27 protein-coding genes, 1 pseudogene and 2 riboswitches are annotated in these 23,174 nt (G+C 73.0%); of the genes and pseudogenes, 13 read left to right on the top strand and 15 right to left on the bottom strand.

Going from position 1 to position 23,174, the window contains the following annotated elements; genetic code table 11:
- Nucleotides 1-213 precede the first annotated feature (213 nt).
- From AB0424_RS00490 to AB0424_RS00500, 3 genes are all read right to left on the bottom strand, one after another.
- The gene (locus tag AB0424_RS00490) at nt 214-690 is read right to left on the bottom strand and encodes a C40 family peptidase (protein WP_366301036.1); all 477 of its coding nucleotides are present in this window, start codon (nt 688-690) and stop codon (nt 214-216) included.
- Between the two features lie 3 nt (nt 691-693).
- Nucleotides 694-900, bottom strand: a riboswitch (cyclic di-AMP (ydaO/yuaA leader).
- Between the two features lie 314 nt (nt 901-1,214).
- The gene (locus AB0424_RS00495; protein WP_366301038.1) at nt 1,215-1,520 is read right to left on the bottom strand and encodes a hypothetical protein; all 306 of its coding nucleotides are present in this window, start codon (nt 1,518-1,520) and stop codon (nt 1,215-1,217) included.
- A 7-nt stretch (nt 1,521-1,527) separates the two neighbouring features.
- Nucleotides 1,528-2,055, bottom strand: coding sequence for an ATP-dependent Clp protease proteolytic subunit (locus AB0424_RS00500; RefSeq protein WP_366301039.1), 528 nt, complete (start codon nt 2,053-2,055; stop codon nt 1,528-1,530).
- On the opposite strand from AB0424_RS00500, the pseudogene AB0424_RS00505 reads away from it, so the two are divergent.
- Nucleotides 2,042-2,671, top strand: a pseudogene (locus AB0424_RS00505) (aminotransferase class I/II-fold pyridoxal phosphate-dependent enzyme); the annotation flags it as partial. The gene AB0424_RS00500 and the pseudogene AB0424_RS00505 sit on opposite strands and share 14 nt — an antisense overlap.
- A 212-nt stretch (nt 2,672-2,883) precedes the next feature.
- The gene (locus AB0424_RS00510) at nt 2,884-3,321 is read left to right on the top strand and encodes an ATP-binding protein (protein ID WP_366301035.1); all 438 of its coding nucleotides are present in this window, start codon (nt 2,884-2,886) and stop codon (nt 3,319-3,321) included.
- Between the two features lie 243 nt (nt 3,322-3,564).
- On the opposite strand, the gene AB0424_RS00515 is transcribed toward AB0424_RS00510, so the two are convergent.
- The 3 genes from AB0424_RS00515 to AB0424_RS00525 form a co-directional block, all read right to left on the bottom strand.
- Nucleotides 3,565-4,041: a C40 family peptidase gene (locus AB0424_RS00515; RefSeq protein ID WP_366301036.1), complete on the bottom strand. Its 477-nt coding sequence runs from the start codon at nt 4,039-4,041 to the stop codon at nt 3,565-3,567.
- 3 nt (nt 4,042-4,044) lie between these two features.
- Nucleotides 4,045-4,251, bottom strand: a riboswitch (cyclic di-AMP (ydaO/yuaA leader).
- A 314-nt stretch (nt 4,252-4,565) separates the two neighbouring features.
- Nucleotides 4,566-4,871 (bottom strand): hypothetical protein, encoded by a 306-nt coding sequence (locus tag AB0424_RS00520; RefSeq protein WP_366301038.1) that lies wholly within the window; start codon nt 4,869-4,871, stop codon nt 4,566-4,568.
- A gap of 7 nt (nt 4,872-4,878) precedes the next feature.
- Nucleotides 4,879-5,502, bottom strand: coding sequence for an ATP-dependent Clp protease proteolytic subunit (locus AB0424_RS00525; RefSeq protein ID WP_366301040.1), 624 nt, complete (start codon nt 5,500-5,502; stop codon nt 4,879-4,881).
- Nucleotides 5,503-5,560: 58 nt separating this feature from the next.
- Here AB0424_RS00525 and AB0424_RS00530 point away from each other — a divergent pair, with 58 nt between their 5' ends.
- Nucleotides 5,561-5,839: a type II toxin-antitoxin system Phd/YefM family antitoxin gene (locus tag AB0424_RS00530; RefSeq protein ID WP_366301041.1), complete on the top strand. Its 279-nt coding sequence runs from the start codon at nt 5,561-5,563 to the stop codon at nt 5,837-5,839.
- 72 nt (nt 5,840-5,911) lie between these two features.
- Here AB0424_RS00530 and AB0424_RS00535 read toward each other — a convergent pair whose 3' ends face one another.
- Entirely contained in the window at nt 5,912-6,907 is a 996-nt protein-coding gene (locus tag AB0424_RS00535) for an ABC transporter permease (protein ID WP_366301042.1), read from the bottom strand.
- Nucleotides 6,908-7,010: 103 nt separating this feature from the next.
- Here AB0424_RS00535 and AB0424_RS00540 point away from each other — a divergent pair, with 103 nt between their 5' ends.
- The 8 genes from AB0424_RS00540 to AB0424_RS00575 all read left to right on the top strand — a co-directional run bounded on the left by AB0424_RS00540 (nt 7,011) and on the right by AB0424_RS00575 (nt 14,076).
- Nucleotides 7,011-7,643 (top strand): helix-turn-helix domain-containing protein, encoded by a 633-nt coding sequence (locus AB0424_RS00540; protein ID WP_366301043.1) that lies wholly within the window; start codon nt 7,011-7,013, stop codon nt 7,641-7,643.
- Nucleotides 7,644-7,806: 163 nt separating this feature from the next.
- Nucleotides 7,807-8,109, top strand: a complete 303-nt coding sequence (locus AB0424_RS00545) for an urease subunit gamma (protein ID WP_366301044.1) — start codon at nt 7,807-7,809, stop codon at nt 8,107-8,109.
- A 14-nt stretch (nt 8,110-8,123) separates the two neighbouring features.
- Nucleotides 8,124-8,483 carry an urease subunit beta gene (locus AB0424_RS00550; protein ID WP_366301045.1) on the top strand — a complete coding sequence of 120 codons (360 nt, stop codon included), beginning with the start codon at nt 8,124-8,126 and terminating at the stop codon, nt 8,481-8,483.
- On the top strand, nt 8,476-10,197 hold the full coding sequence (locus AB0424_RS00555) for an urease subunit alpha (protein ID WP_366301047.1): 1,722 nt from the start codon (nt 8,476-8,478) through the stop codon (nt 10,195-10,197). Before AB0424_RS00550 ends, AB0424_RS00555 begins: the two co-directional genes overlap by 8 nt.
- A gap of 10 nt (nt 10,198-10,207) precedes the next feature.
- Complete coding sequence (locus AB0424_RS00560; protein ID WP_366301049.1) at nt 10,208-10,873, top strand: urease accessory UreF family protein; 666 nt, start codon at nt 10,208-10,210, stop codon at nt 10,871-10,873.
- Between the two features lie 38 nt (nt 10,874-10,911).
- Entirely contained in the window at nt 10,912-11,589 is a 678-nt protein-coding gene (ureG, locus tag AB0424_RS00565) for an urease accessory protein UreG (RefSeq protein WP_366301050.1), read from the top strand.
- Nucleotides 11,586-12,329, top strand: coding sequence for an urease accessory protein UreD (locus AB0424_RS00570; RefSeq protein ID WP_366301051.1), 744 nt, complete (start codon nt 11,586-11,588; stop codon nt 12,327-12,329). The genes ureG and AB0424_RS00570 overlap by 4 nt, the downstream gene beginning before the upstream one ends.
- Nucleotides 12,330-12,498: 169 nt before the next feature.
- Nucleotides 12,499-14,076: an alpha/beta hydrolase gene (locus AB0424_RS00575; RefSeq protein WP_366301052.1), complete on the top strand. Its 1,578-nt coding sequence runs from the start codon at nt 12,499-12,501 to the stop codon at nt 14,074-14,076.
- Nucleotides 14,077-14,133: 57 nt separating this feature from the next.
- Here the strand turns inward: AB0424_RS00575 and AB0424_RS00580 are convergent, their stop codons facing one another.
- Both AB0424_RS00580 and AB0424_RS00585 read right to left on the bottom strand, forming a co-directional pair.
- Nucleotides 14,134-15,171, bottom strand: a complete 1,038-nt coding sequence (locus tag AB0424_RS00580) for an NAD-dependent epimerase/dehydratase family protein (protein WP_366301053.1) — start codon at nt 15,169-15,171, stop codon at nt 14,134-14,136.
- Between the two features lie 64 nt (nt 15,172-15,235).
- Entirely contained in the window at nt 15,236-15,955 is a 720-nt protein-coding gene (locus AB0424_RS00585; RefSeq protein WP_366301827.1) for a lysophospholipid acyltransferase family protein, read from the bottom strand.
- Between the two features lie 78 nt (nt 15,956-16,033).
- On the opposite strand from AB0424_RS00585, the gene AB0424_RS00590 reads away from it, so the two are divergent.
- The gene (locus tag AB0424_RS00590) at nt 16,034-17,065 is read left to right on the top strand and encodes a DUF3048 domain-containing protein (protein WP_366301054.1); all 1,032 of its coding nucleotides are present in this window, start codon (nt 16,034-16,036) and stop codon (nt 17,063-17,065) included.
- A 43-nt stretch (nt 17,066-17,108) separates the two neighbouring features.
- Here the strand turns inward: AB0424_RS00590 and AB0424_RS00595 are convergent, their stop codons facing one another.
- From AB0424_RS00595 to AB0424_RS00615, 5 genes are all read right to left on the bottom strand, one after another.
- On the bottom strand, nt 17,109-17,318 hold the full coding sequence (locus tag AB0424_RS00595; protein ID WP_366301864.1) for a hypothetical protein: 210 nt from the start codon (nt 17,316-17,318) through the stop codon (nt 17,109-17,111).
- Between the two features lie 192 nt (nt 17,319-17,510).
- Nucleotides 17,511-18,455, bottom strand: a complete 945-nt coding sequence (locus tag AB0424_RS00600) for a cytochrome c oxidase assembly protein (protein ID WP_366301055.1) — start codon at nt 18,453-18,455, stop codon at nt 17,511-17,513.
- A 104-nt stretch (nt 18,456-18,559) separates the two neighbouring features.
- Entirely contained in the window at nt 18,560-19,585 is a 1,026-nt protein-coding gene (locus AB0424_RS00605) for a 6-phosphofructokinase (RefSeq protein ID WP_366301057.1), read from the bottom strand.
- 158 nt (nt 19,586-19,743) lie between these two features.
- The gene (locus AB0424_RS00610; protein WP_366301059.1) at nt 19,744-20,472 is read right to left on the bottom strand and encodes a glutamine amidotransferase; all 729 of its coding nucleotides are present in this window, start codon (nt 20,470-20,472) and stop codon (nt 19,744-19,746) included.
- Nucleotides 20,473-20,491: 19 nt separating this feature from the next.
- On the bottom strand, nt 20,492-21,739 hold the full coding sequence (locus AB0424_RS00615; RefSeq protein ID WP_366301060.1) for a MurT ligase domain-containing protein: 1,248 nt from the start codon (nt 21,737-21,739) through the stop codon (nt 20,492-20,494).
- Nucleotides 21,740-21,865: 126 nt separating this feature from the next.
- Here AB0424_RS00615 and def point away from each other — a divergent pair, with 126 nt between their 5' ends.
- Nucleotides 21,866-22,426 carry a peptide deformylase gene (gene def / locus AB0424_RS00620; protein WP_366301061.1) on the top strand — a complete coding sequence of 187 codons (561 nt, stop codon included), beginning with the start codon at nt 21,866-21,868 and terminating at the stop codon, nt 22,424-22,426.
- A 66-nt stretch (nt 22,427-22,492) separates the two neighbouring features.
- On the opposite strand, the gene AB0424_RS00625 is transcribed toward def, so the two are convergent.
- Complete coding sequence (locus AB0424_RS00625) at nt 22,493-23,140, bottom strand: TetR family transcriptional regulator (RefSeq protein ID WP_366301062.1); 648 nt, start codon at nt 23,138-23,140, stop codon at nt 22,493-22,495.
- Between the last annotated feature and the right edge of the window lie 34 nt (nt 23,141-23,174).

Consider the following 23,174-nt stretch of genomic DNA (forward strand, 5'->3'; position numbering starts at 1 on the left):
ACGGGGCGGCCGCACGGTGGTGCGGGGAGGGGCGGTCGTACGGGGCTCCGGCGGCTCGTGGAGGTTCCACGCCGGTGGTGCCGACGGGGACACCGGGGTGCCGGGGCGGTGGTCCGGCCGGAGAGCGGGGCGGCGCCACCCCGCTGCTCATGCCGGTCCGAGAGGCCGTGTCAGCGGCCGGGGGCCGTCAGGGACGCGGCCGTACACGGGTCGTCATCGGACGCGGCCGTAGTAGACCTTCGACGACCAGATCCTGTCGAGCTTCACCCACGAGCCCGTCTTGGGCGAGTGCCAGATCTTGCCCGCCCCGGCGTAGATGCCCACGTGGTAGACCCTCCCACCGGAGTGGAAGAAGACCAGGTCCCCCTGTTGTCTGCTGGACGCGGCGATGTGCCGGGTCTTGTTGTACTGCTGCTGCGCGGTGCGGGGCAGCGACTTGCCCGCCTTCTTGTACGCGTAGAGCGTCAGGCCGGAGCAGTCGAACCGGGTGGGTCCACTGGCTCCGTACCGGTACGGGGCTCCCTTCTTGGACTGGGCGACGCTGAGTGCCTTGTACGCGTGTGAGGTGGCTGCCTGGGCCTCCGGCGCCGCTCCCGGTGCGAGCAGCGTGCCGCCGACGGCGGCGAGGGTGAGAGCCGAGACGGCTCCGGCCCGGGACAGCAGGGACGGGACGTGCATCTGCGCAGTCATGCGCAACCCTTCGTCAGCCGCCTGCGAAGGATGACCTGTCGGGTTCGGGCTGGCGAAGATGCCCGGCCGCGGCTGCGGCTTCACCCCAAGGAGCGGCCTCGCTGCCGGAACAGCGCGTACGCCCCGTAAAAATCGGGTCCTCCACTCCTGCCGATCCACTCCTGTCGACCAGACGTCCGGGACAGCGGCAGGACTCGGCGTCCGCCCGGACCGCCCCGCCGCGGCGGCGGGGGCTTGTCGTCGTCAGGGATCTTGACTCACGACATGGGCGAAAACCGAGTTGAAACGGCGATATGTGAGGCTCCTCACGACTGATCCATTCAGGTGGACAGGCAGCCTTTGTGATCTTCCGAGGTTTGGCCGACGAGCCCCGCACCAGCGATGGAACGTTCGATTCCGCCAGATGTGTACACCTGCTGCGCAACTCACCCGCTGCATTTGTCGACTCGTCGACTACGCCGAACGAGCGAGGGATTCTGCGGCGCGCGTCGGCCGTCCGGCCCTCGACACGACACGCGGGAATGTCAACTCGCGCGGGTGTCGGGGACGGTGACCCGCCCCGTCCGGCGCTCGCCGTCCAACACCCGCAGGGCGCGCGCCAATGTGTCCGCGTGCACCTCGTTCTCGCCCCGCATGTGCATGAGCGTCAGGGCGGCACGCAGCGCCTCGACTCGCCCCACCAGGGCTTGTGCCGCCCGCAGGGCCCCATAGGTATGCGAACCCCTGGATGGGTTGATCTTCCCCAGGAGGTCGACGACTTCGAGGTAGGCGTCGACGAACTCGCCCTCGGCCCGGGTCAGGGCGGGCAGCGGCGGCAGCTCGGGGACCACGTCGGTCTCACCGCGCCACGCCGCCGGCGGGAGCCCGCCGGCGGCTGACGAGGTGGTCGACCAGGCCGTACGCGACCGCCGCGGGGGCGTCCAGGACCGTGAGGCGGTCCAGGTCGGCGTCGATCCGCTCCCGGCTCCGCCCCGTGTGTTCGGTGAGCATGGCGGCCACCAGGGCGCGCTGCCGCAGCAGTTCGCGCGCGTGGACGTCCAGATCGCTCGGCTGTCCCCGCATCGGCTCGTCCAGGGCGGGCTGTTCGAGCGTGACCCGGGCGCCGGGGAGGACCATGCGCTTGCCCGGGGTGCCGGCCGCGAGCAGCACGGCCGCGGTGGACTCGGCGCGGCCCAGGCAGGTCGTCTCCACGTCGGAGTGGAGCGAGCCCATCGTGTCGTGGATCGCCGTCATCGCGGTGACCGCTCCGCCGGGGGAGTTGATGTACAGCGCGATGTCCTGCCCCGGGGACGCGTGGTCGAGGTACAGCAGCTGCGCGATGACGTCGTTGGCCGAGGTCTCGTCGATCGGAGTCGACGGCGACAAGGCGCCGCTGCCGGAACTGGCCGCGGCCTGCCGCGCGCACGGCGCCGGTCTGGTGGTGGACGACGCCCACGGCTTCGGCGTGCTCGGCGAAGGCGGCCGGGGAGCCCTGCACGAGGCCGGTCTGGCCGGCGACGAGGACGTCGTCGCGACCCTCACCCTGTCCAAGTCCCTGGGCAGCCAGGGCGGCGCCGTCCTCGGGCCCGCCCGGGTCGTCGAGCACCTGGTGAACGCAGCCCGCACCTTCATCTTCGACACCGGGCTCGCCCCCGCCGCCGCGGGCGGCGCGCTGGCCGCCCTGCGGGGGATCGCCGCGGAACCGGGCCTCGCCGAGCGGGCCCGGACCGTCGCGACCGTCCTGCACCGGCGGCTCACCGACGCCGGGCTGACCGCGGCCCGCCCCGACGCCGCCGTCGTCTCGGTCCGCGCCCCCTCCCCGGAGGCCGCGCTCGCCTGGGCCGCGGACTGCCGCGAGCAGGGCCTGGTCGTCGGCTGCTTCCGGCCGCCCTCGGTGCCCGACGGCATCTCGCGGCTGCGCCTGACGGCCCGGGCCGACCTGACCGACGCGCAGATCGAGTGCGCGGTGGAGACGATCCTGCGGACGGCGCCCGTCGGCTGAGTCGCCCGGCGCCGCCCGGACGGGGCGGCCGGATGCCCGCCGGCCGACGCGACGGCGGCCCAAGCGTGTGCGCGGGCCGCAGAGTTCACCGCTTCGGGCGACAGACAGGGACATATCTTGGTGGAACCCCGCCCGGGGCGGCACGATCGGTGGCACTCTGACGCGAAGTGCAATCCGGGACGATGTTCCCGGCGGGAAAGGGACAGCGTCGCATGGCAGATCACCAGGAAGCATCCGTCACGCTGCCGAGCGAGCCCGCCTCGGTCCCCACGGCCCGGCGGTACGTCGCGGACGTCCTCACCGGCTGGGGACTCGACGACACCGCGGACACCGCCGACGCGATCCGTCTGATCGTCTCGGAACTGGCCACCAACGCCGTCCTCCACACCTTCGGCCTGTCGCCGACGTTCACCGTCGACGTCCGTCTGGTGCGCGAGGAGGTCCTCCACATCGGGGTGACCGACAGCCACCCCCGCAGGCCCCGCCGTCTGCCGGCGGCGGTCCAGCAGGACAACGGCCGCGGCCTCGTCATCATCCGCTCGCTCGCGGCCGAGGCGGGCGGCCGGTTCTCCGTCACGCCGACCGACGACGGCGGCAAGACGGTCTGGATCACCCTCCCCTGGACGGCCGCCCCCGTACCGATCCGCTGACCCGCCCGCAGGGGCCGGCCGGCCGCCGGGACGGGGCGGCCGCACGGTGGTGCGGGGAGGGGCGGTCGTACGGGGCTCCGGCGGCTCGTGGAGGTTCCACGCCGGTGGTGCCGACGGGGACACCGGGGTGCCGGGGCGGTGGTCCGGCCGGAGAGCGGGGCGGCGCCACCCCGCTGCTCATGCCGGTCCGAGAGGCCGTGTCAGCGGCCGGGGGCCGTCAGGGACGCGGCCGTACACGGGTCGTCATCGGACGCGGCCGTAGTAGACCTTCGACGACCAGATCCTGTCGAGCTTCACCCACGAGCCCGTCTTGGGCGAGTGCCAGATCTTGCCCGCCCCGGCGTAGATGCCCACGTGGTAGACCCTCCCACCGGAGTGGAAGAAGACCAGGTCCCCCTGTTGTCTGCTGGACGCGGCGATGTGCCGGGTCTTGTTGTACTGCTGCTGCGCGGTGCGGGGCAGCGACTTGCCCGCCTTCTTGTACGCGTAGAGCGTCAGGCCGGAGCAGTCGAACCGGGTGGGTCCACTGGCTCCGTACCGGTACGGGGCTCCCTTCTTGGACTGGGCGACGCTGAGTGCCTTGTACGCGTGTGAGGTGGCTGCCTGGGCCTCCGGCGCCGCTCCCGGTGCGAGCAGCGTGCCGCCGACGGCGGCGAGGGTGAGAGCCGAGACGGCTCCGGCCCGGGACAGCAGGGACGGGACGTGCATCTGCGCAGTCATGCGCAACCCTTCGTCAGCCGCCTGCGAAGGATGACCTGTCGGGTTCGGGCTGGCGAAGATGCCCGGCCGCGGCTGCGGCTTCACCCCAAGGAGCGGCCTCGCTGCCGGAACAGCGCGTACGCCCCGTAAAAATCGGGTCCTCCACTCCTGCCGATCCACTCCTGTCGACCAGACGTCCGGGACAGCGGCAGGACTCGGCGTCCGCCCGGACCGCCCCGCCGCGGCGGCGGGGGCTTGTCGTCGTCAGGGATCTTGACTCACGACATGGGCGAAAACCGAGTTGAAACGGCGATATGTGAGGCTCCTCACGACTGATCCATTCAGGTGGACAGGCAGCCTTTGTGATCTTCCGAGGTTTGGCCGACGAGCCCCGCACCAGCGATGGAACGTTCGATTCCGCCAGATGTGTACACCTGCTGCGCAACTCACCCGCTGCATTTGTCGACTCGTCGACTACGCCGAACGAGCGAGGGATTCTGCGGCGCGCGTCGGCCGTCCGGCCCTCGACACGACACGCGGGAATGTCAACTCGCGCGGGTGTCGGGGACGGTGACCCGCCCCGTCCGGCGCTCGCCGTCCAACACCCGCAGGGCGCGCGCCAATGTGTCCGCGTGCACCTCGTTCTCGCCCCGCATGTGCATGAGCGTCAGGGCGGCACGCAGCGCCTCGACTCGCCCCACCAGGGCTTGTGCCGCCCGCAGGGCCCCATAGGTATGCGAACCCCTGGATGGGTTGATCTTCCCCAGGAGGTCGACGACTTCGAGGTAGGCGTCGACGAACTCGCCCTCGGCCCGGGTCAGGGCGGGCAGCGGCGGCAGCTCGGGGACCACGTCGGTCTCACCGCGCCACGCCGCCGGCGGGAGCCCGCCGGCGGCTGACGAGGTGGTCGACCAGGCCGTACGCGACCGCCGCGGGGGCGTCCAGGACCGTGAGGCGGTCCAGGTCGGCGTCGATCCGCTCCCGGCTCCGCCCCGTGTGTTCGGTGAGCATGGCGGCCACCAGGGCGCGCTGCCGCAGCAGTTCGCGCGCGTGGACGTCCAGATCGCTCGGCTGTCCCCGCATCGGCTCGTCCAGGGCGGGCTGTTCGAGCGTGACCCGGGCGCCGGGGAGGACCATGCGCTTGCCCGGGGTGCCGGCCGCGAGCAGCACGGCCGCGGTGGACTCGGCGCGGCCCAGGCAGGTCGTCTCCACGTCGGAGTGGAGCGAGCCCATCGTGTCGTGGATCGCCGTCATCGCGGTGACCGCTCCGCCGGGGGAGTTGATGTACAGCGCGATGTCCTGCCCCGGGGACGCGTGGTCGAGGTACAGCAGCTGCGCGATGACGTCGTTGGCCGAGGTCTCGTCGATCGGAGTGCCGAGGAAGACGATCCGCGACTCCAGCAGCTTGGAGTACGGGTCGAGGGTGCGGGTTCCGAAGCCGGTCCGCTCCGTGAACGAGGGCAGGACGTGTCGGGCGTCCATGACGGGCACCTCCATCTGTAAAAAATGTACAGGACGTACAGGCCGTAAGATGAGGAGCATGACCTACGAGATCCCGGTGACGCAAGCCCGGGCCGAGCTCGCCGACCTCATCAACCGCGTCGTCTACGGCGGGGAGCGCGTCGTCGTCACCCGCCACGGCAAGCCGCTGGTCGCCCTCGTGTCCGCGGCTGACCTGGCCGAACTCGAAGCCGCCGAGAAGCCCGCCGACGAGCAGGTCGTCAGCTCCCTCTCCGGCCTCCACGCCGTCGACTCCGCTCCCGGCGAACAGCGCCGCTTCGGCATCGCCGCGCACCACCGCGAGCCCGGCGCCCCCTGAGCGGCGCCACGCGGAAGCGGCGTGCCCCCGACCGTCTCGGTCGGGGGCACGCCGCTTCCGGGGCAGGGGTGCTCAGGACGCGAGCACCGGTGCCGGAGTCGCCGCAGGGGCCGCCGAGCCCCGGCGCCGACGGTCGCCGAACACCGTCAGGGCGAGGCCCGCGGCCGCCCAGACGGAGAGGACGAGGAGGGGCCGGCCCGCCGCCGCCCCGTCGAAGGCGGACACCGAGCGGAGGGCTGAGCCCGCGGCGCCGGGCGGCAGCCACTGGCCGAGCGCCCCGATGCCGGTGGGCAGCATCTCGGGCGCGCTCGTCACGCCCGAGAACGCGTTGCCGACCAGGATCGTCAAGACCGCCGCGAGCCCGAACCCGGGCTTGCCGAGCAGGGTGGCGAGCCCCGCGAAGGCCGCTCCGATCGCGAGTACGGTCAGGCCGACCACCCCGGCCTCCGCCCACCAGTCGCCGGTCAGCACGCCGAGCCAGCTGTCGGCGAGGGCGGCGACCGTCACTCCCGCGAACGCCGCCGCGCCCGCCAGGGCCGCGGCCGCGCGTGCTCCGCGCAGCCCCGTCAGGACCGTGACCACGCCGGTGGCCGCCCCGATGAGCGCGAGGGGGAGCAGGCTGGCGCCGAACGCGGCGCCCCGGGGGTCGTCCGCCGGGGCGGCGACCACGTCCGTGACCCGGACCTGCGCCCCGGCCGGCGCCTGCGCGGCGACGGCCTCCCGCAGCAGGCCGGCCACCACCGGGCCTCCCGCGGACGCGGTCAGCAGCTCCGTGCCGCCGGCGGTGACGACGACGGCGCCGTATACATCGCGGTGCTCGACGGCTGCCCGGGCGGCCTCCGCGTCCGCGTAACGGTGGACCTCGAAGGCGCCCTCGTGCCGTCCGAGCTCCTTCTCGACGGCTCCGGCCGCGGCGGCGGGCCCGGCCACGCCGAGCGGCAGGTCGCGAGGGGCGATCCGGGCGGCCGGCCAGGCGAAGACGGAGAGGGCCAGGGCCGCGACGACCGGTATGAGGACGAGCACCGCGAGGGTTCTGCGCCCCGCGGAGGGGGCGGTGGCGGTGGGCATGACGGTCTCGATTCAAAGAGAAGGATCGTTCGTTTTACGTTCGTCACTGTGCGCCGGGGGTCGGCGGTTGTCAAGAATGAATATTCGTTTTAGATTTCGGACCATGGCTCGTGTCTCCCAGGAACACCTCGACGCCCGGCGGCGCCAGATCCTCGACGGCGCCGCCCGCTGCTTCGCCCGCACCGGCTTCCACGCCTCGTCCATGCAGGACGTCCTCGCCGAGGTGGGCCTGTCCGCGGGGGCGGTCTACCGCTACTTCCGCGGCAAGGAGGAGCTGATCGCCGCGATCGCGTCCGAGGCGTTCGCCGCGATCCGCAGCGCCTTCGAGGAGGCGTCCCGCGCCACGCCGCCGCCGACCCCCGACGTCCTCCTCGGTGCGGTGCTCCGGCTCTTCCTGGAGGAGCGGATCGCGGGCGCCGACCGGCAGGCGTTCGCGCGCCTGATCATCCAGGTGTGGACGGAGACGCTGCGCAACGAGGAGCTGGCCGGCACCCTGACGGAGGGGTACGACGGGATGCGCGCCGCCTGGACGACCCTGGTGACCGCGTACCGCGAGAACGGCCTGATGGCCGCCGACGTCCCGGCCGACCACGTGGCCCGCACGCTCATCGCGACCGCCCAGGGGTTCATCGCCCAGCAGGCGCTGTTCGGCGACGTGAGCGTGGACGTCCTGGAGGGCGGGCTGCGCGGACTGATGTCCATGTCCGGTTCCCCGGACGCCGAATCGAGCCGATGATCATAAAAATGCAAAGGCGCAGTTAACGAGCCGGAAAAACTTGCGCCCTAACGTGCAATCTCTCGCCGCGCACCGCATCTCCGCCGTTCAACACCCTGTTGACGGTCGGTAGGGTCCGCAGCTGTCCGGGTGCCGTCCCGGTCGACGACTGTGAGGTGGAAGAGTGCAACTGAGCCCGCACGAGCAGGAGCGCCTGCTGGTCCATGTGGCGGCGGACGTGGCGGAGAAGAGGCGGGCGAGGGGGGTGCTGCTGAACCACCCGGAGGCCGTCGCGCTGCTGACCTCGCACATTCTGGAAGGCGCGAGGGACGGGAGGACCGTCGCGGAGCTGATGGCCTCGGGGCGCAAGGTGCTCACCCGTGCCGAGGTGATGGACGGGATCCCGGAGATGATCCACGACGTGCAGGTCGAGGCCACGTTCCCGGACGGTACGAAGCTGGTCACCGTCCACGACCCGATCGTCTGAGCGGGCGGCCGCCGATGATCCCCGGAGAGATCCTTCACGGGGACGGGCCCGTCGTCCTGAACGAGGGGCGCCCCGTCACCCGCCTGACCGTGCTGAACGCCGCCGACCGGCCCGTCCAGGTCGGTTCCCACTACCACTTCGCCGAGGTCAATCCCGGTCTGGAGTTCGACCGGGTCGCCGCCTACGGGCTGCGGCTGCACATCGCCGCCGGGACCGCCGTCCGCTTCGAGCCCGGCATCCCCGTCGACGTCGAGCTCGTGCCCCTGGCGGGCCGCAGGATCGTGCCCGGTCTGCGCGGCGCGACCGCCGGCCCCCTGGACCCGGCACCGACCCCCGCGACGGACCCGGACGTGAACGGAGCCTCCCGTGCCTGAGCTGCATCGCGCCGTATACGCCGACCTGTTCGGACCGACGACCGGCGACCGCATCCGCCTCGCCGACACCGATCTGCTCGTCGAGATCGAGGAGGACCGCTGCGGCGGCCCGGGGCGGGCGGGGGAGGAGGCCGTGTTCGGCGGCGGCAAGGTCGTCCGGGAGTCGATGGGGCAGGCCAGGACGACCCGGGCCGAGGGGGCGCCGGACACCGTGATCACCGGTGCCGTGGTCATCGACCACTGGGGCGTCGTCAAGGCCGACATCGGCATCCGGGACGGCCGGATCACCGCCCTGGGCAAGGCGGGGAACCCGGACACCATGGACGGCGTCCATCCGGACCTGGTCATCGGGCCCGAGACCGAGATCATCGTCGGCAACGGGCGGATCGTCACGGCCGGTGCCGTCGACGCCCATGTCCACTTCATCTCCCCGACCGTCGTGGAGCAGGCGCTCGCCACCGGGGTCACCACCCTCGTCGGCGGGGGCACCGGGCCCGCCGAGGGCACCAAGGCGACCACGGTCACGCCGGGCCCCTGGCACCTGGCCCGGATGTTCGAGGCCCTGGACACCTTCCCGGTCAACATCGGCCTGCTCGGCAAGGGCAACACGATGTCCCGCGACGCCATGCACTCCCAACTGCGCGGCGGGGCGCTGGGATTCAAGATCCACGAGGACTGGGGGGCGACCCCGGCCGTCATCGACACCTGTCTGGACGTCTGCGAGGAGACGGGCGCACAGCTCGCCATCCACACCGACACCCTCAACGAGGCGGGCTTCGTCGGCGACACCCTGGCCGCCATCGCCGGCCGCACGGTCCACGCGTACCACACCGAGGGCGCGGGCGGCGGGCACGCGCCGGACATCATCACCGTCGTCTCGGAGCCCTACATACTGCCGAGTTCGACCAACCCGACGCGGCCGCACACCGTCAACACCATCGAGGAACACCTCGACATGCTGATGGTCTGTCACCACCTCAACCCGGCCGTCCCCGAGGACCTGGCCTTCGCCGAATCCCGCATCCGGCCCTCCACGATCGCCGCCGAGGACGTCCTGCACGACCTGGGGGCCATCTCGATCATCTCCTCCGACTCCCAGGCCATGGGCCGGATCGGCGAGGTCGTCATGAGGACCTGGCAGACCGCGCACGTGATGAAGAAGCGGCGCGGAGCGCTGCCCGGCGACGGCCGCGCCGACAACCACCGGGCCCGCCGCTACGTCGCCAAGTACACGATCAACCCCGCCGTCGCCCAGGGCATGGACCACCTCATCGGCTCGGTAGAGCCCGGCAAGCTCGCGGACCTGGTGCTGTGGGAGCCCGCGTTCTTCGGGGTGAAGCCGCTCACCGTCCTCAAGGGTGGTCAGATCGCGTACGCGCAGATGGGCGACGCGAACGCCTCCATCCCCACCCCCCAGCCGGTGCTGCCCCGACCGATGTTCGGCGCCCTCGGCCGGGCCGCGGCGGCCGGTTCCGTCAACTTCGTCGCCCCCGCGGCGATCGAGGACGACCTGCCGCGCAGACTCGGACTGCACAAGGAGTTCGCCGCCATCGGCTCCACCCGCCGGGTCACCAAGGCCGACATGCGCGAGAACGACGCCCTGCCCCGGGTCGAGGTCGACGCCGACACCTTCTCGGTGACCATCGACGGCGAACCGGTCGAACCCGCACCGGCCGCCGAACTGCCCATGGCCCAGCGCTACTTCCTCTTCTGACGGGGCTCCGATGACCTCACGATCGGCTCTGCTCGTCCTCGCCGACGGGCGGTTTCCCGCCGGGGGGCACGCCCACTCCGGCGGCGCCGAGGCCGCTGTCCGGGCCGGCCGGATCACCGACGCCGCCGGTCTGGAGTCCTTCTGCCGGGGGCGGCTGCACACCACGGGCCTCACCGCCGCCGCGCTCGCCGCCGGGGCCGCGCACGGCCTCGACGCGGACGAGCTCGACGCGGCCGCCGACGCGCGCACCCCCTCGCCCGCCCTCCGCGCCGCCGCCCGGCGGCTCGGCCGTCAGCTGATGCGGGCCGCCCGCGCCACCTGGCCGGGCCCCGAACTCGACGCGCTCGCCGCCGCGTTCCCCCGCGGAGCCCACCAGCCCGTCGTCCTGGGCGTCGCCGCCCGGTCCGCCGGACTCGGCCCGGAGGACGCCGCGCACTGCGTCGCGTACGAAACGGTCGGCGGCCCGGCGACGGCCGTCGTCCGCCTGCTCGGCCTCGACCCCTATCAGGCCACCGCCGTCCTCGCCCGCCTCGCGCCCGAGATGGACCGGGTCGCCGCGGAGGCGGTGGCCGCCGCCCGGCGGGGCGTCGACGCGCTGCCCGCCGCCTCCGCGCCCCTCCTCGACATCACCGCCGAACAGCACGCGGCCTGGCCCGTCCGCCTCTTCGCGTCCTGACACCCGGTCCCACCACCCGAAGCCCCCCGGAGCAGCCCATGCACCTCGACCACGGCCACACCCACCACGGCGCCGTCTCCGCCGACGCCCACCGCCCCGACGGCACCCGCCGCGCCCTGCGCATCGGGCTCGGCGGCCCCGTCGGCTCCGGCAAGACCGCGACCGTCGCCGCCCTCTGCCGCGCCCTGCGCGACACCCTCTCCCTCGCGGTCGTCACCAACGACATCTACACCCGGGAGGACGCCGAGTTCCTCCTCCGCAACGCGGTCCTGCCGCCCGAGCGCATCCAGGCCGTCGAGACGGGTGCCTGCCCGCACACCGCCATCCGCGACGACATCTCCGCCAACCTCGAAGCCGTCGAGGACCTGGAGGAGAGCGTCGGACCGCTCGACCTCATCCTCGTCGAATCCGGCGGCGACAACCTCACCGCCACCTTCTCCCGGGGACTGGTCGACGCCCAGATCTTCGTCATCGACGTGGCCGGGGGAGACGACATCCCCCGCAAGGGCGGCCCCGGCGTCACCACCGCCGACCTCCTCGTCGTCAACAAGACCGACCTCGCCCCGTACGTCGGCTCGGACCTGGAGCGGATGGCCGCCGACGCCAAGGAGCAGCGCGGGGACCTGCCCGTCGCCTTCACCTCGCTGCGCGCCGAGAACGGCGTCGGGCCCGTCGCCGACTGGGTCCGCGCCCAGCTGGGGGCCTGGACCGCGTGAGCCTGCGCGCCACCGCCCGGATCGCCGCGACCGCCGACGGCGGGCTCCCGCTCCTCGTCAGTGACGGGCCCCTCGCCCTGCGCCGCACCCGCGGCACCGGTCCGTACACCCGGGTCACCGTCGTCGGGGCGATGAGCGCCCCGCTCGGCGGGGACCGGCTCGCGATCGAGACCGAGGTACGGGACGGGGCCCGGCTGCTGGTCGACTCGGCCGCCGCCACCCTCGCCCTGCCGGGCCGGAGCGCCGAGCCGGCGGCGTACGACCTCCGGATCTCCGTGGGCGCGGACGGCGAGCTCCGCTGGCTGCCCGAGCAGCTGGTCTCCGTCCAGGGCTCGGAGCTGAGGATGCGCACCACGGTCGAACTCGCCCCCACGGCTCGGCTGGTCCTGCGCGAGGAGCAGGTCCTCGGACGGCACGGCGAACCCTCCGGCACCCTCCTCACCCGGCTCACCGTCCGCCGCGGAGGCCGCCCGCTCCTCGACCAGGAGCTGGCCTTCGGGCCGGGAGCCCCCGGCGGCTGGGACGGCGGAGCGGTGCTCGGCGGGCATCGCGCCACCGGGCAACTCCTCGTCGTCGAGCCCGCGTTCGCCGACAAGCCGGTCGAAGCCCGGCCGCTGGGGGAGCTGGCGGCCGTCGCCCCGCTCGCCGGCCCCGCCGCCCTCGTCACGGCCGTCGCGCCGGACGCACGGGCGCTGCGCCGTGTGCTCGACGCGGCTCTGGCCGAGCTCGCCCCGTTCTGACCCGCTCCGGCGGGTGCACCGCTCAGCGGTACACCCCTCACCGGTTATTGGTTCGGCAAAGAAACAGGCGTTCGCTCTTTCATCGTGTGCCCCAGGGACGAAAGGATCCCCCGGACAACCCGATACGCGGCGCTGCCACGGGGGCGGCGCCCACCCTGGGGGAGGACCATTGAGACGTACCGCAGTGCTCGGCTCGGCCGGCACTCTGATAGCGGGCACGCTCGTCGCGGGCGCGATCGCCGCCCCGGCGGCCAACGCCGACAGCCGTCACCTGCGCGACGCGGAGTCGATCGGCGTCGCCGTCGCCGCCGCCCGCGCCGCCCAGACGGGCATCGACTGGCAGGACTGCCCGGCGGACTGGGGCCTGGAGAAGCCGATCCAGTGCGGCTGGGTCAGCGTCCCGGTCGACTACGCCAAGCCCAACGGCAAGAAGATCAAGATCGCGGTCGACCGCATCAAGTCCACCGGCACCCCCGCCGAGCGCCAGGGCGCCCTGCTCTACAACCCGGGCGGCCCCGGCGGCTCCGGCCTGCGCTTCCCGCGCCGGGTCACCACCAACAACAAGATCTGGGCGAACGCCGCCAAGGCGTACGACTTCGTGGGCTTCGACCCGCGCGGTGTCGGCCACTCGGCCCCCATCTCCTGTGTCGACCCGACCGAGTTCGTCAAGGGCCCCAAGGCCGACCCGGTCCCCGACAGCGAGGCCGACAAGCGCGCCCAGCGCAAGCTGGCCGCCGAGTACGCCAAGGGCTGCGCCGAGAAGAGCGGCGACATGCTGCCCTTCATGACCACGCCGAACACCGCGCGCGACCTCGACGTCGTCCGCGCCGCCCTCGGCGAGAAGAAGCTCAACTTCGTCGGCGTCTCGTACGGCACCTACCTGGGCGCCGTCTACGGCACCCTGTTCCCGACGCACGTCCGCCGCATGGTCCTGGACAGCGTCGTGAACCCCTCGACGCGCAACATCTGGTACGAGGCCAACCTCGGCCAGGACGTCGCCTTCGAGGGCCGGCTCACCGACTGGATGACCTGGGTCGCCCAGAACGACGCCACCTACCACCTCGGCGACACCCTGGCGGAGGTGCGACAGCAGTGGACCACCCTGCGCGCCGCCGCCAAGAAGGCGCCCCTCGGCGGCAAGGTCGGACCGGCCGAGCTCATCGGCTTCTTCCAGAACGCCCCGTACTACGACTCCATGTGGGCCCCGGTGGCCGAGGCGTGGAGCGCGTACGCCGCCGGTGACCCGCAGCCGCTGATCGACAACGCGGCCGCCGACCTCACCGACACGGCCGGCAACATCGCCTCGGAGAACGGCAACGCCGTCTACACCGCGGTCGAGTGCGCCGACGCCCCGTGGCCGACCAGCTGGAAGAAGTGGGACCGCGACAACTCCCGCCTCCACCAGAAGTACCCGTTCATGACCTGGGCCAACGCCTGGATGAACCTGCCCTGCGCGACCTGGTCCGGACCGAGCGTGCGCCCGACCGTGGTGACGACGAACAAGGGCCTGCCGCCCGTGCTCATCACCCAGTCCGAGCGCGACGCCGCCACCCCGTACGAGGGCGCCGTCGAGCTGCACAAGCGGTTCAAGGGCTCGCGTCTGATCACGGAGAAGGACGCCGGCTCGCACGGCATCACCAACCTGGTCAACCCCTGCCTCAACACCAAGGTCGAGGCGTACCTGCTGACCGGTCAGCTGGACGCCAAGGACCAGACGTGCGCTCCGCACGCCGCACCGCAGCCGTAACGGCCCGCACCGCGGCATGAGAGAGGGGCGGCCGTCCGACGACGGCCGCCCCTCTCGCTACGCCCGGGACGCCAGCCAGGCGTCCTCCGCCGCGTAGTCGAAGAAGTCCACCCCGTACCTGGCGAGTCCGGGGAAGGCGTCCCGCCACTCCCGGCCCGCCAGCCGCCCGGTCAGCCACTCCACCGTCTCGGGCAGCGACCCGGCGTACGACACCACCGGCCGGTAGCCCACCTCCCGCTCGGCCGCCGTCATGTCGTAGACGACGGGGTGGTCCGCGGTCCACGGGGTGAGCCCCACCAGGCCCTCCGGCGGAGCCCCGTCGATCAGCACCGACTCGCTCTCGACCCCCATGACCGCGTCGATCGCGGCACCGATCTCCGCCACCGTCGGCGCCTCGGGGTCGGCGCCGTTGAGCACCCGGCTGCCCGGCCTCGCCGCCGCGAGCCGGACGATCTCCGCGAGGTTGTCCACGTGCGCCGGGTGGAACCGCGACAGCCCGCCGAACGAGAGCGGACGCACCCTCCGCCCGTCGAGCACCCGCTTGACGAACCACAGCTCGCGCGGCCCCGGACAGAACGGCCCGTGGATCGCGCCCGCCCGCAGCAGCGTCGTCGGCAGCGCCTCGCCCGCCCCGAGCAACTCCCGCTCCAGGGCCACCTTCCGGGTGCTGTACGTGGTGTCCCCCGGCGCGACCGTCGGCCACTCCTCCGCCACCGGCACCGGGAAGGCGGGGAAGCCGTCCGGCCGGTCCTGGGTGTCGAAGCTGCGGCCCTGCTCGTCCTCGTAGACCGCGCCGCTCGACACCACGACCGCGGAGCCGATCCGGCCGGAGAGCCCGGTCAACTGCCGCCCGTGCGCACCGTCGTAGGCGACGATGTCCACCAGCACGTCGACCCCGTCGCCGAGCGCCGCGGCGAGCGCGCCCTCCTCGGTCCGGTCGAGCCGCACCGTCCGGACCTCCTCGCTCCACCGCGCGTCCCGGCCGCCCCGGCGCGATGCCGCCGTCACCTCCCACCCGTCCGCGACGAGGGCCCGCACGGCCGCCCGTCCCACCTGTCCCGACCCACCCAGTACGAAAGCGTGTCCCTTGGTCATGAGCGAGACGCTACGGGCGCGACGGCGTCAGGTCGGGGCGATTGCGCCGTGCGCGGATCCGCCCTCAGCGTTCACCGCGGGGGAACTTTCGCGTCGGCCCGTCGTCCGGCGCCTCCGCGGCCTTCACCACCGCCGCGTAGTCGTCCACGTACTCCTGCCCGGACAGCCGCAGGATCTCGTACATGATCTCGTCGGTCACCGCGCGCACCACGGTCCGTTCGTCCGCCGAGCCCTCGAACCGGGAGAAGTCCAGGGGCGCCCCGAAGCGGATGGTCACCCGGCGGATCCGCGGCACGACCTTCCCCGGCGGCTGGATCTCGAACGTGCCGACCATCGCGCACGGCACCACCGGCACCCCGGCGGTCAGCGCCATCACCGCCACCCCCACCTTGCCCTTGTACAGCCGCCCGTCGTGCGAGCGGGTCCCCTCCGGGTAGATGCCGAGCAGCTCGCCCTTGCCGAGCACCCCGAGCCCCTCGCGGATCGCCGCCTGTCCCGCCTCCTTCCCCGAGCGGTCCACCGGGATCTGGCCCGCCGCCCGGAAGAAGGCGGCCGTCAGCCTGCCCTTGATGCCCGGCCCCGTGAAGTACTCCTGTTTGGCGAGGAAGGTGATGCGCCGGTCGAGCACGGCCGGCATCAGGAAGTGGTCGGAGAAGGAGAGGTGGTTGCCCGCGACGATCGCCGCGCCCTCCTCCGGGACGTGTTCGAGCCCCTCGATCCGCGGCCGGAAGAGCAGCCGCAGCAGCGGTCCGAGCAGTACGTGCTTCATCAGGTGGTAGAACACCCGCGGCCCCCGTTCGTCGTCGTCCGTCCCGTTGTATCCGTGCGCGGGCCCGTGGTCCACTGGTGGGGGAGCGTCACGATGACCGGCGAGCACGGAACCAGACGCCCCGGCCGCGCCCTCACCGCGCTCCTGTGCGCCGTGACGGCGGCCGGGCTGTACGGCTGCTCCGGCTCGGGGCCCGAACCGGCCCCGACCCCGACCGCCACCCCCACCACCCCGCCGACCGCGACGCCCACGGCCCCGCCCACCACCACGGCCCCCGGGCGCTCGCCGTTCACCGGCCTCCCCGCCCGGCCCGCGCCCGTCGTCGCCGTGAAGATCGACAACGTCACCGCGGCCCGCCCCCAGACCGGGCTCGGCGCCGCCGACCTCGTCTACGTCGAACAGGTCGAGGGCGGCGTGACCCGGCTGCTGGCCGTCTACTCCTCCCGCCTCCCCGACCGCGTCGGCCCGGTCCGCAGCGCCCGCGAGTCCGACATCTCCCTGCTCCGCCCCTTCGGCGAGCCCGTCCTCGCCTACTCCGGCGCCCAGTCCGCCCTCCAGCCGCTGCTGCGCGCCGCGCCGCTCCACCCCGTCACCGAGAGCACGGCCCCGCAGGTCTTCCTGCGCTCGCCGGAACGCCCCGCCCCGCACAACCTCTACCTGCGGCCCGGACGCGCGCTGGCCACCGACCCCGGCGCCGCCAACGCCCGGGACATAGGCTTCCGCTTCGGCCCGGCCCCGGCGGGAGGCACCGCGGTGGAGTCCTCCACCGCCCGCTTCCCGGCCGCCCGCTACACCTTCACCTGGTCCGCCGCGGACCGCGCCTGGAGGGTGGCGATGGACGGCCGCGAGGCCCGCGCCACCGACACCGGACCGGTCCGTCCCGCGACGGTCGTCGTCCAGCGCGTCACCGTCCGCCCGTCGGCCTTCCACGACCGGTTCGGCTCGGTCTCGCCGTACACCGAGACCGTCGGCAGCGGGACCGCCGTGGTCCTGCGCGACGGACGCGCCTACGAAGCCCGCTGGTCGCGGCCCACGGCCGACTCGGGCACCACCTTCACCACCCCCGCCGGCGCACCGCTCGCCTTCGCCCCGGGCCAGGTATGGGTGGTCCTGGCGCCGCGCTGAGGGGCGCCGGGCCGGTCAGGCCGCCGCCGCGTGTCGGGCCGGATCAGGGCCGCGTGGGGCCCGGCCGTCCCCGCGGGCGCCCCGGGGGCTGCGGCACCGAGCTGTCGGCCGCGGCCATCCCGATCGTGGCCACGATCAGCACCATCAGACCGAACCAGAGCCAGCCGCTGCTGCCGAGCGCCACCGTGTACGCCGTGGTCAGCACCAGCGCCGCGCAGGTGAGCACCGCCATCGTCTTCGTGGGACCGGACATGCGTCCGCCCTCCTCCCGACCGGGGTCGTGGAAGCCTCCTGCCCATCGTGACCCCCGAAGAGGGGCGCGCGCTACTCCCCGGACGCTCCGGCGTGCGCCCGGCACCCGCACCGTGCCGCGCCCGGAACGCGGACCGGGCCCGGCGCCGCGTGCGGCACCGGACCCGGAGGAGGTTCGCGGAGGGGGTCGGCGTCAGCGACTCCGGAGCGAGGCCAGGTAGGCGTTGTACGCCTCCAGCTCCTTGTCCCCGTCCCGGTCGGCGGCCCGGTCCTTGCGGACCGCCTGCCGCTGCTCGGAGTGGTACCACTGGTAGACCAGCGCGATCAGCACCAGCACCGAGGGGATCTCGCTGAACGCCCAGGCGATGCCGCCCGCCGCGTTCTGGTCGGTGAGCACGTCGATCCCGAGCGACGCCGGGGGGTTCCGGTACGCCTCGACCATCGGCTCCGAGGCCATCATCAGCGCGATGCCGAAGAACGCGTGGAACGGCATGCCGGCGAACAGCTCCAGCATCCGCATCACGTAGCCGGGCCGGTGCGGCCCCGGGTCCACGCCCATGATCGGCCAGAAGAAGACCACGCCGACCATCAGGAAGTGCACCATCATGCCGATGTGCCCCGGCTTCGACCCCATGAGGAAGTCGAAGAGCGGCGTGAAGTACAGGGCGTAGAGGCTCGCGATGAACATCGGGATCGTGAAGCCGGGGTGCGTGATCACCTTCATGTACCGGCTGTGCAGCAGCTTCAGGAGCAGCTCGCGCGGCCCCGTCGACCCCCGGCCGGCCACCGGCAGCGCCCGCAGCGCGAGGGTGACCGGCGCGCCGAGCAGCAGCAGGATCGGCGACAGCATGGAGATCACCATGTGCTGCACCATGTGCACGCTGAACATGACCATGCCGTAGTCGTTGAGCTTGGTGCACATCACCAGGGCGACGGTCAGCACGCCGAGGACGAAGAAGACCGTCCGGCTCACCGGCCACGCGTCCCCGCGCCGCCGCAGCCGCGCCACGCCCCATCCGTACAGGCCGAGCGCCGTGAGGCAGCCGATCAGGAAGAAGAGGTCGGGAGAGAACTCCAGGCCCCGCCCCAGCGTGAACGGCGGCAGATCCGTGGTCATGCCGTGCCCGCTGTGATCCATCGTGAGTACTCCTGGAGCCCGATTCGCGCTTGTTGTCCGCACCAGACTAGAACCGCCCCCGGTCGCGGCCGCGACCGGGGGCGGAACTCACGCCGTGGCGTCGGTCAGAGCACGCACTCCGCCTCGGCGTAGCGGTCGGACGGGACCGTCTTCAGGGTCTCCACGGCCTGGGCCAGCGGGACCATCGTGATCTCCGTGCCGCGCAGCGCGGTCAGCATGCCGAACTCGCCCCGGTGCGCGGCCTCGACCGCGTGCCAGCCGAAGCGGGTGGCGAGGACGCGGTCGTACGCGGTCGGGGTACCGCCCCGCTGGACGTGGCCGAGGATGACCGGGCGGGCCTCCTTGCCGAGGCGCCGCTCCAGCTCGACGGAGAGCTGGTTGGCGATCCCGGTGAAGCGCTCGTGGCCGTAGATGTCGGTCCCGGCGGTCTTGAAGTCCATCGAGCCCTCGCGCGGCTTCGCGCCCTCGGCGACGACCACGATCGCGAACCGCTTGCCGGCCTCGAAGCGCTCGCCGACCCGGGCGGTCAGCTCGTCGATGTCGAAGGGGCGCTCGGGGACGACCACGGCGTGTGCGCCGGCGGCCATGCCGGAGTGCAGCGCTATCCAGCCGGTGTGGCGGCCCATGACCTCGACCACGAGGACGCGCTGGTGCGACTCGGCGGTGGTCTTGAGCCGGTCGAGGGCCTCGGTGGCCACGGTGACGGCCGTGTCGAAGCCGAAGGTGACGTCCGTGGAGGCGATGTCGTTGTCGATGGTCTTCGGGACGCCGACGATCGGGAGACCGGCCTCGGAGAGCAGGTTCGCCGCCTTCAGGGTGCCCTCGCCGCCGATCGGGATGATGGCGTCGAGACCGAGGTCGGCGACATGGCCCTTGGCGCGCTCGACGCCGCCGACCAGGTGCGCGGGCTGGACCCGCGAGGAGCCGAGGATGGTGCCGCCCCGGGCGAGGATGCCGCCGACCGCGTCGAGGTCGAGCTTCCGGTAGTCGCACTCCAGCAGGCCCCTCCACCCGTCGTGGAAGCCGATGACCTCGTCGCCGTGGTCGACGACGGCGCGGTGCACGACGGAACGGATGACAGCGTTGAGACCGGGGCAGTCTCCGCCGGAGGTGAGCACGCCAATGCGCATAGCCCGAAAACCTTTGCAACGTGGGCCGACTCCCGGACCACGTCGTCCGGCTGGATCCCCGCCACCCTATCGCCGCAGGGTGGCGGGGCCGAACCGGATGTCCGCACAGTGGACAACGTACGTTCGTACGAGGCGCCTCAGGAGGCCCGTGCGGTGCCTCAGGCGGGCTGCGTGGCCGCCGCGATGCGCTCGGCGCGCAGCGCCTCGTACCACCGGTCGTCGGTCGGCGGCAGCGCGTTGACGTCGAGGGCCAGCTTCAGGAGCAGGTCCGCGATCTGCGGGTTGCGCGCCATGACGGGGCCGTGCATGTACGTACCGAAGACCGTGTCGTTGTACGCGCCCTCGGTGCCGTCGCCGGTGCCGTTGCCGTTGCCGAAGACGGTCCGCGCGAACGGCCGGGCCGTCGGGCCGAGATGGGTGATGCCCTGGTGGTTCTCGAAACCGGTCAGCTGGGGCAGGTTGAGGCGCGGGTCGATGTCCGCCAGGACGTCGCCGACGCACCGGGCGCCCTCGCCGCGGGTCGTGATCACGTCGAGCAGGCCGAGGCCGGGCTGGCGCTCGCCGACGTCGTTGATGAACTCGTGGCCCAGGATCTGGTAGCCGGCGCAGACCGAGAAGATGATCGCGCCGTTGGCCGCGGCGCGGGGCAGACCGCCGTCCCGCAGGAGCCGCTCGGCCGCCAGTCGCTGCGGGCGGTCCTCGCCGCCGCCGATCAGGTAGATGTCGCCGGACGTCGGGATCGGCTGGTCGCTGCGGACGTCCACGCGCTCGACGCTGAGGCCGCGCTGCTCGGCGCGGCGCTGCACGACGAGGACGTTGCCCTGGTCGCCGTAGGTGCTGAGCAGGTCCGGGTAGACCCAGACCAGGCGCAGACTGCTGTCACTCATGCTGCAAGTCCTTTACGGGTCAGTTGCCGACGCGGCGGCGGACGTCCTGGAACGCGGTGTAGTTGGCGATCAGCTCGATCTGCCCGGGCGGGGCCATCGTGACGGCCTCGTCCAGCGTGTCGCAGACGCGGAAGTCCACGCCGGCGACCTCGAGCCGGACCGCCAGGTCGAGCCTGCGGTCGCCGATCACCATGATCGGGTGGCCGGCGAGCCGGCCGTAGTCCACGTCCCACAGCCAGGAGGTGTCCGTGCCGTCGGCGCCCCGCGCGTTCACGGAGAGGATCACCGGGGCGGGCGGCCCGTCGATGAGGGAGAACGTCTCGAGCCAGCCCGCCGGGTTCTTCGCGAGCAGCAGACGCAGGTCGCGGCCCTGGAAGGACACGACGTCGTAGCGTCCGGCGACGGCCTGCACCTGGTACATGCGCTCCAGGGCGACCTGCGGCGGCACGCCGAAGACCGCGGCGACGGCGGCCGACGTGGCGGCGTTCGCCTTGTTGGCGCGGCCGGGCAGCTGGAGGCGGATCGGCCAGGCCGAACCGTGCGGGTCGAGCACGTGGTCGCCGCTGAGCGCCCAGCTCGGGGCCGGACGGCGGAAGCCGCACTCGCCGCAGAACCAGTCGTCGCCCGGGCGCTGCATCACACCGCCGCAGGCGGGGCACGACCAGGCGTCGTCCTTCCACTCCTGGCCCGCGGCGACCCACACCACGTTCGGGGAGGAGGAGGCGGCCCACACGATCAGCGGGTCGTCGGCGTTGGCCACGACCACGGCCTTCGTGCCGTTGAGGCCCTCGCGCCACTTCTCGGCGAGCATCCGCGTCTCGGCGGCGCGGTCGAGCTGGTCGCGCGAGAGGTTGAGCAGCGCGATGACCTTGGGGGTGGTGTCGCGGGCGACGCCGGCGAGGTACTTCTCGTCGACCTCGATGACGCCGTACTTGGACTCCGAGCCGCCTGCCAGCGCCGAGGTGATGCCCGCGGGCATGTTGGCGCCGAGTGCGTTGGAGACCACGGGTCCGGCGGCCCGCAGGGCCTCCGCGATCAGCCGGGTCGTCGTCGTCTTGCCGTTGGTCGCCGACACCAGGACGACGTCCAGATGCTGCGCGAGCCGCCCGAGCAGGTCCGGGTCGAGCTTCAGCGCCACCCGGCCGCCGATCACCGATCCGCTGCCGCGCCCCGCCGCACGCGACACCGCGGCCGCGGCCTTGCCCGCCGTCACGGCCAGCTTGGCGCGCGGCGACAGCGGCTCTGGATTACCGGGGTGTCCTGACATCGTTCTTGTTCCTCCTTGCGTCGGTCCGGGCTCAGCCTATCGAGATCCGGCCAGCAGCCCGAACAGCGGCACCGTAGAGCGGCCGCCCGAAACCGGGAGGTCACAGCGGACCGTACCCTTACGGCCATGCGAAACCGCCCCATCCCCGGCAGTTCCGGCCTCGTCCGAGCGATGACCCTCCTCGGCGACCCCGTGCTGCACACCCCCTGCGCGCCCGTCACCGACTTCGGCCCCGAACTGGCCCGGCTCGTCGAGGACATGTTCGCCACGATGTACGCGGCGAACGGCGTGGGCCTGGCGGCGAACCAGGTCGGTGCGGGCCTGCGCGTCTTCGTGTACGACTGCCCCGACGACGAGGAGATCCGTCACGTCGGGCACGTGGTGAACCCGCGTCTGGTCGAGGCGGACGGCGAGGTGATCCGGGGTCCCGAGGGCTGTCTCTCGCTGCCGGGGCTGGAGGCCCCGACGCCCCGCCACGACCGGGCGGTGGTCGAGGGCGTGCGCCTGGACGGCACTCCCGTGCGGATCGAGGGCACGGGATTCTTCGCCCGCTGCCTCCAGCACGAGACCGACCACCTCGACGGCGGGGTCTACGCCGACCGCGTCACGGGGTGGCGCAAGTCACGTCTGCTGCGCACGATCCGCAAGCAGCCGTGGGGCGCGAAGGCGGCCGTCCTGGACGCCTGACGGGTCCGGCGCGGGCGGCGAGGCGTGGTGCCGGACGGCTCCCTGATCCGGCCTGATCGACAGGCCCTAGAAGCCCGGGCCGCCCGGGAGGTCGTCGGCCGCGGCGAGGCGGCCCCAGAGCAGGTCGGCCAGGCTCTCGACGAGCTCGGCGCGGGTGCAGGGCCGTTCGCCGAGCCACCAGTCGCCGGCGGCGTGCATCATGCCGACGATGCCGTGGCCCCAGATGCGGGCCTGGACCTGGGCGGCGGGGCCGAGGTCGACGCGCTCGGCGATGACCTGGCCGAGCTCCTCGCCCATGCGGCGCAGCAGCGGGGCGGAGTGGCGGCCGACGTCGAAGCTCTGCTCGGCCTGGTGGGACTCCTCGGCGGGGTGCATGAGGAACCGGTAGACCTGGGGCATCGCCTCGATCGAGGCGAGGTACGTGTCGAGGGTGGCCTCGACCCGGCGGCGCCGGTCGGAGGGGGCGTCGAGGGAGGCTCGCAGGGCGGACAGGAGGGCGTCGGTGTGCCGGGTCGCGAGGGCGCGGTACAGGCCGCCCTTGTCGCCGAAGTGGCGGTAGAGGATCGGCTTGGTGATGCCGGCCTCCGCCGCGATCGCGTTCATGGACGCCTTGGGGCCGTCGCGGAGGACCACCCGGTCCGCCGCCTCCAGCAGCTCGCGGCGCCGCTGCTCGGCGGGCGTCTGCCGGTCGGTGGTCCGGTGTGCGATGTCCATAGCGTGTCTCCCCGCCCGTGCGATTCCGTGAGGC

The organism is Streptomyces sp. NPDC051180 (genome assembly GCF_040689545.1).
GTDB lineage: Bacteria > Actinomycetota > Actinomycetes > Streptomycetales > Streptomycetaceae > Streptomyces.

What these genes read in the sequence shown, in the direction of transcription:
- AB0424_RS00525 (WP_366301040.1), bottom strand. Translation starts at nt 5,502, where the DNA reads ATGGACGCCCGACACGTCCTGCCCTCGTTCACGGAGCGGACCGGCTTC.
- AB0424_RS00530 (WP_366301041.1), top strand. Translation starts at nt 5,561, where the DNA reads ATGACCTACGAGATCCCGGTGACGCAAGCCCGGGCCGAGCTCGCCGAC.
- AB0424_RS00610 (WP_366301059.1), bottom strand. Translation starts at nt 20,472, where the DNA reads ATGAGTGACAGCAGTCTGCGCCTGGTCTGGGTCTACCCGGACCTGCTC.
- AB0424_RS00600 (WP_366301055.1), bottom strand. Translation starts at nt 18,455, where the DNA reads ATGGATCACAGCGGGCACGGCATGACCACGGATCTGCCGCCGTTCACG.
- AB0424_RS00535 (WP_366301042.1), bottom strand. Translation starts at nt 6,907, where the DNA reads ATGCCCACCGCCACCGCCCCCTCCGCGGGGCGCAGAACCCTCGCGGTG.
- AB0424_RS00515 (WP_366301036.1), bottom strand. Translation starts at nt 4,041, where the DNA reads ATGACTGCGCAGATGCACGTCCCGTCCCTGCTGTCCCGGGCCGGAGCC.
- AB0424_RS00580 (WP_366301053.1), bottom strand. Translation starts at nt 15,171, where the DNA reads ATGACCAAGGGACACGCTTTCGTACTGGGTGGGTCGGGACAGGTGGGA.
- AB0424_RS00625 (WP_366301062.1), bottom strand. Translation starts at nt 23,140, where the DNA reads ATGGACATCGCACACCGGACCACCGACCGGCAGACGCCCGCCGAGCAG.
- AB0424_RS00615 (WP_366301060.1), bottom strand. Translation starts at nt 21,739, where the DNA reads ATGTCAGGACACCCCGGTAATCCAGAGCCGCTGTCGCCGCGCGCCAAG.
- AB0424_RS00605 (WP_366301057.1), bottom strand. Translation starts at nt 19,585, where the DNA reads ATGCGCATTGGCGTGCTCACCTCCGGCGGAGACTGCCCCGGTCTCAAC.
- AB0424_RS00550 (WP_366301045.1), top strand. Translation starts at nt 8,124, where the DNA reads ATGATCCCCGGAGAGATCCTTCACGGGGACGGGCCCGTCGTCCTGAAC.
- AB0424_RS00490 (WP_366301036.1), bottom strand. Translation starts at nt 690, where the DNA reads ATGACTGCGCAGATGCACGTCCCGTCCCTGCTGTCCCGGGCCGGAGCC.
- AB0424_RS00510 (WP_366301035.1), top strand. Translation starts at nt 2,884, where the DNA reads ATGGCAGATCACCAGGAAGCATCCGTCACGCTGCCGAGCGAGCCCGCC.
- AB0424_RS00595 (WP_366301864.1), bottom strand. Translation starts at nt 17,318, where the DNA reads ATGTCCGGTCCCACGAAGACGATGGCGGTGCTCACCTGCGCGGCGCTG.
- AB0424_RS00590 (WP_366301054.1), top strand. Translation starts at nt 16,034, where the DNA reads ATGACCGGCGAGCACGGAACCAGACGCCCCGGCCGCGCCCTCACCGCG.
- AB0424_RS00560 (WP_366301049.1), top strand. Translation starts at nt 10,208, where the DNA reads ATGACCTCACGATCGGCTCTGCTCGTCCTCGCCGACGGGCGGTTTCCC.
- ureG (WP_366301050.1), top strand. Translation starts at nt 10,912, where the DNA reads ATGCACCTCGACCACGGCCACACCCACCACGGCGCCGTCTCCGCCGAC.
- def (WP_366301061.1), top strand. Translation starts at nt 21,866, where the DNA reads ATGCGAAACCGCCCCATCCCCGGCAGTTCCGGCCTCGTCCGAGCGATG.
- AB0424_RS00540 (WP_366301043.1), top strand. Translation starts at nt 7,011, where the DNA reads ATGGCTCGTGTCTCCCAGGAACACCTCGACGCCCGGCGGCGCCAGATC.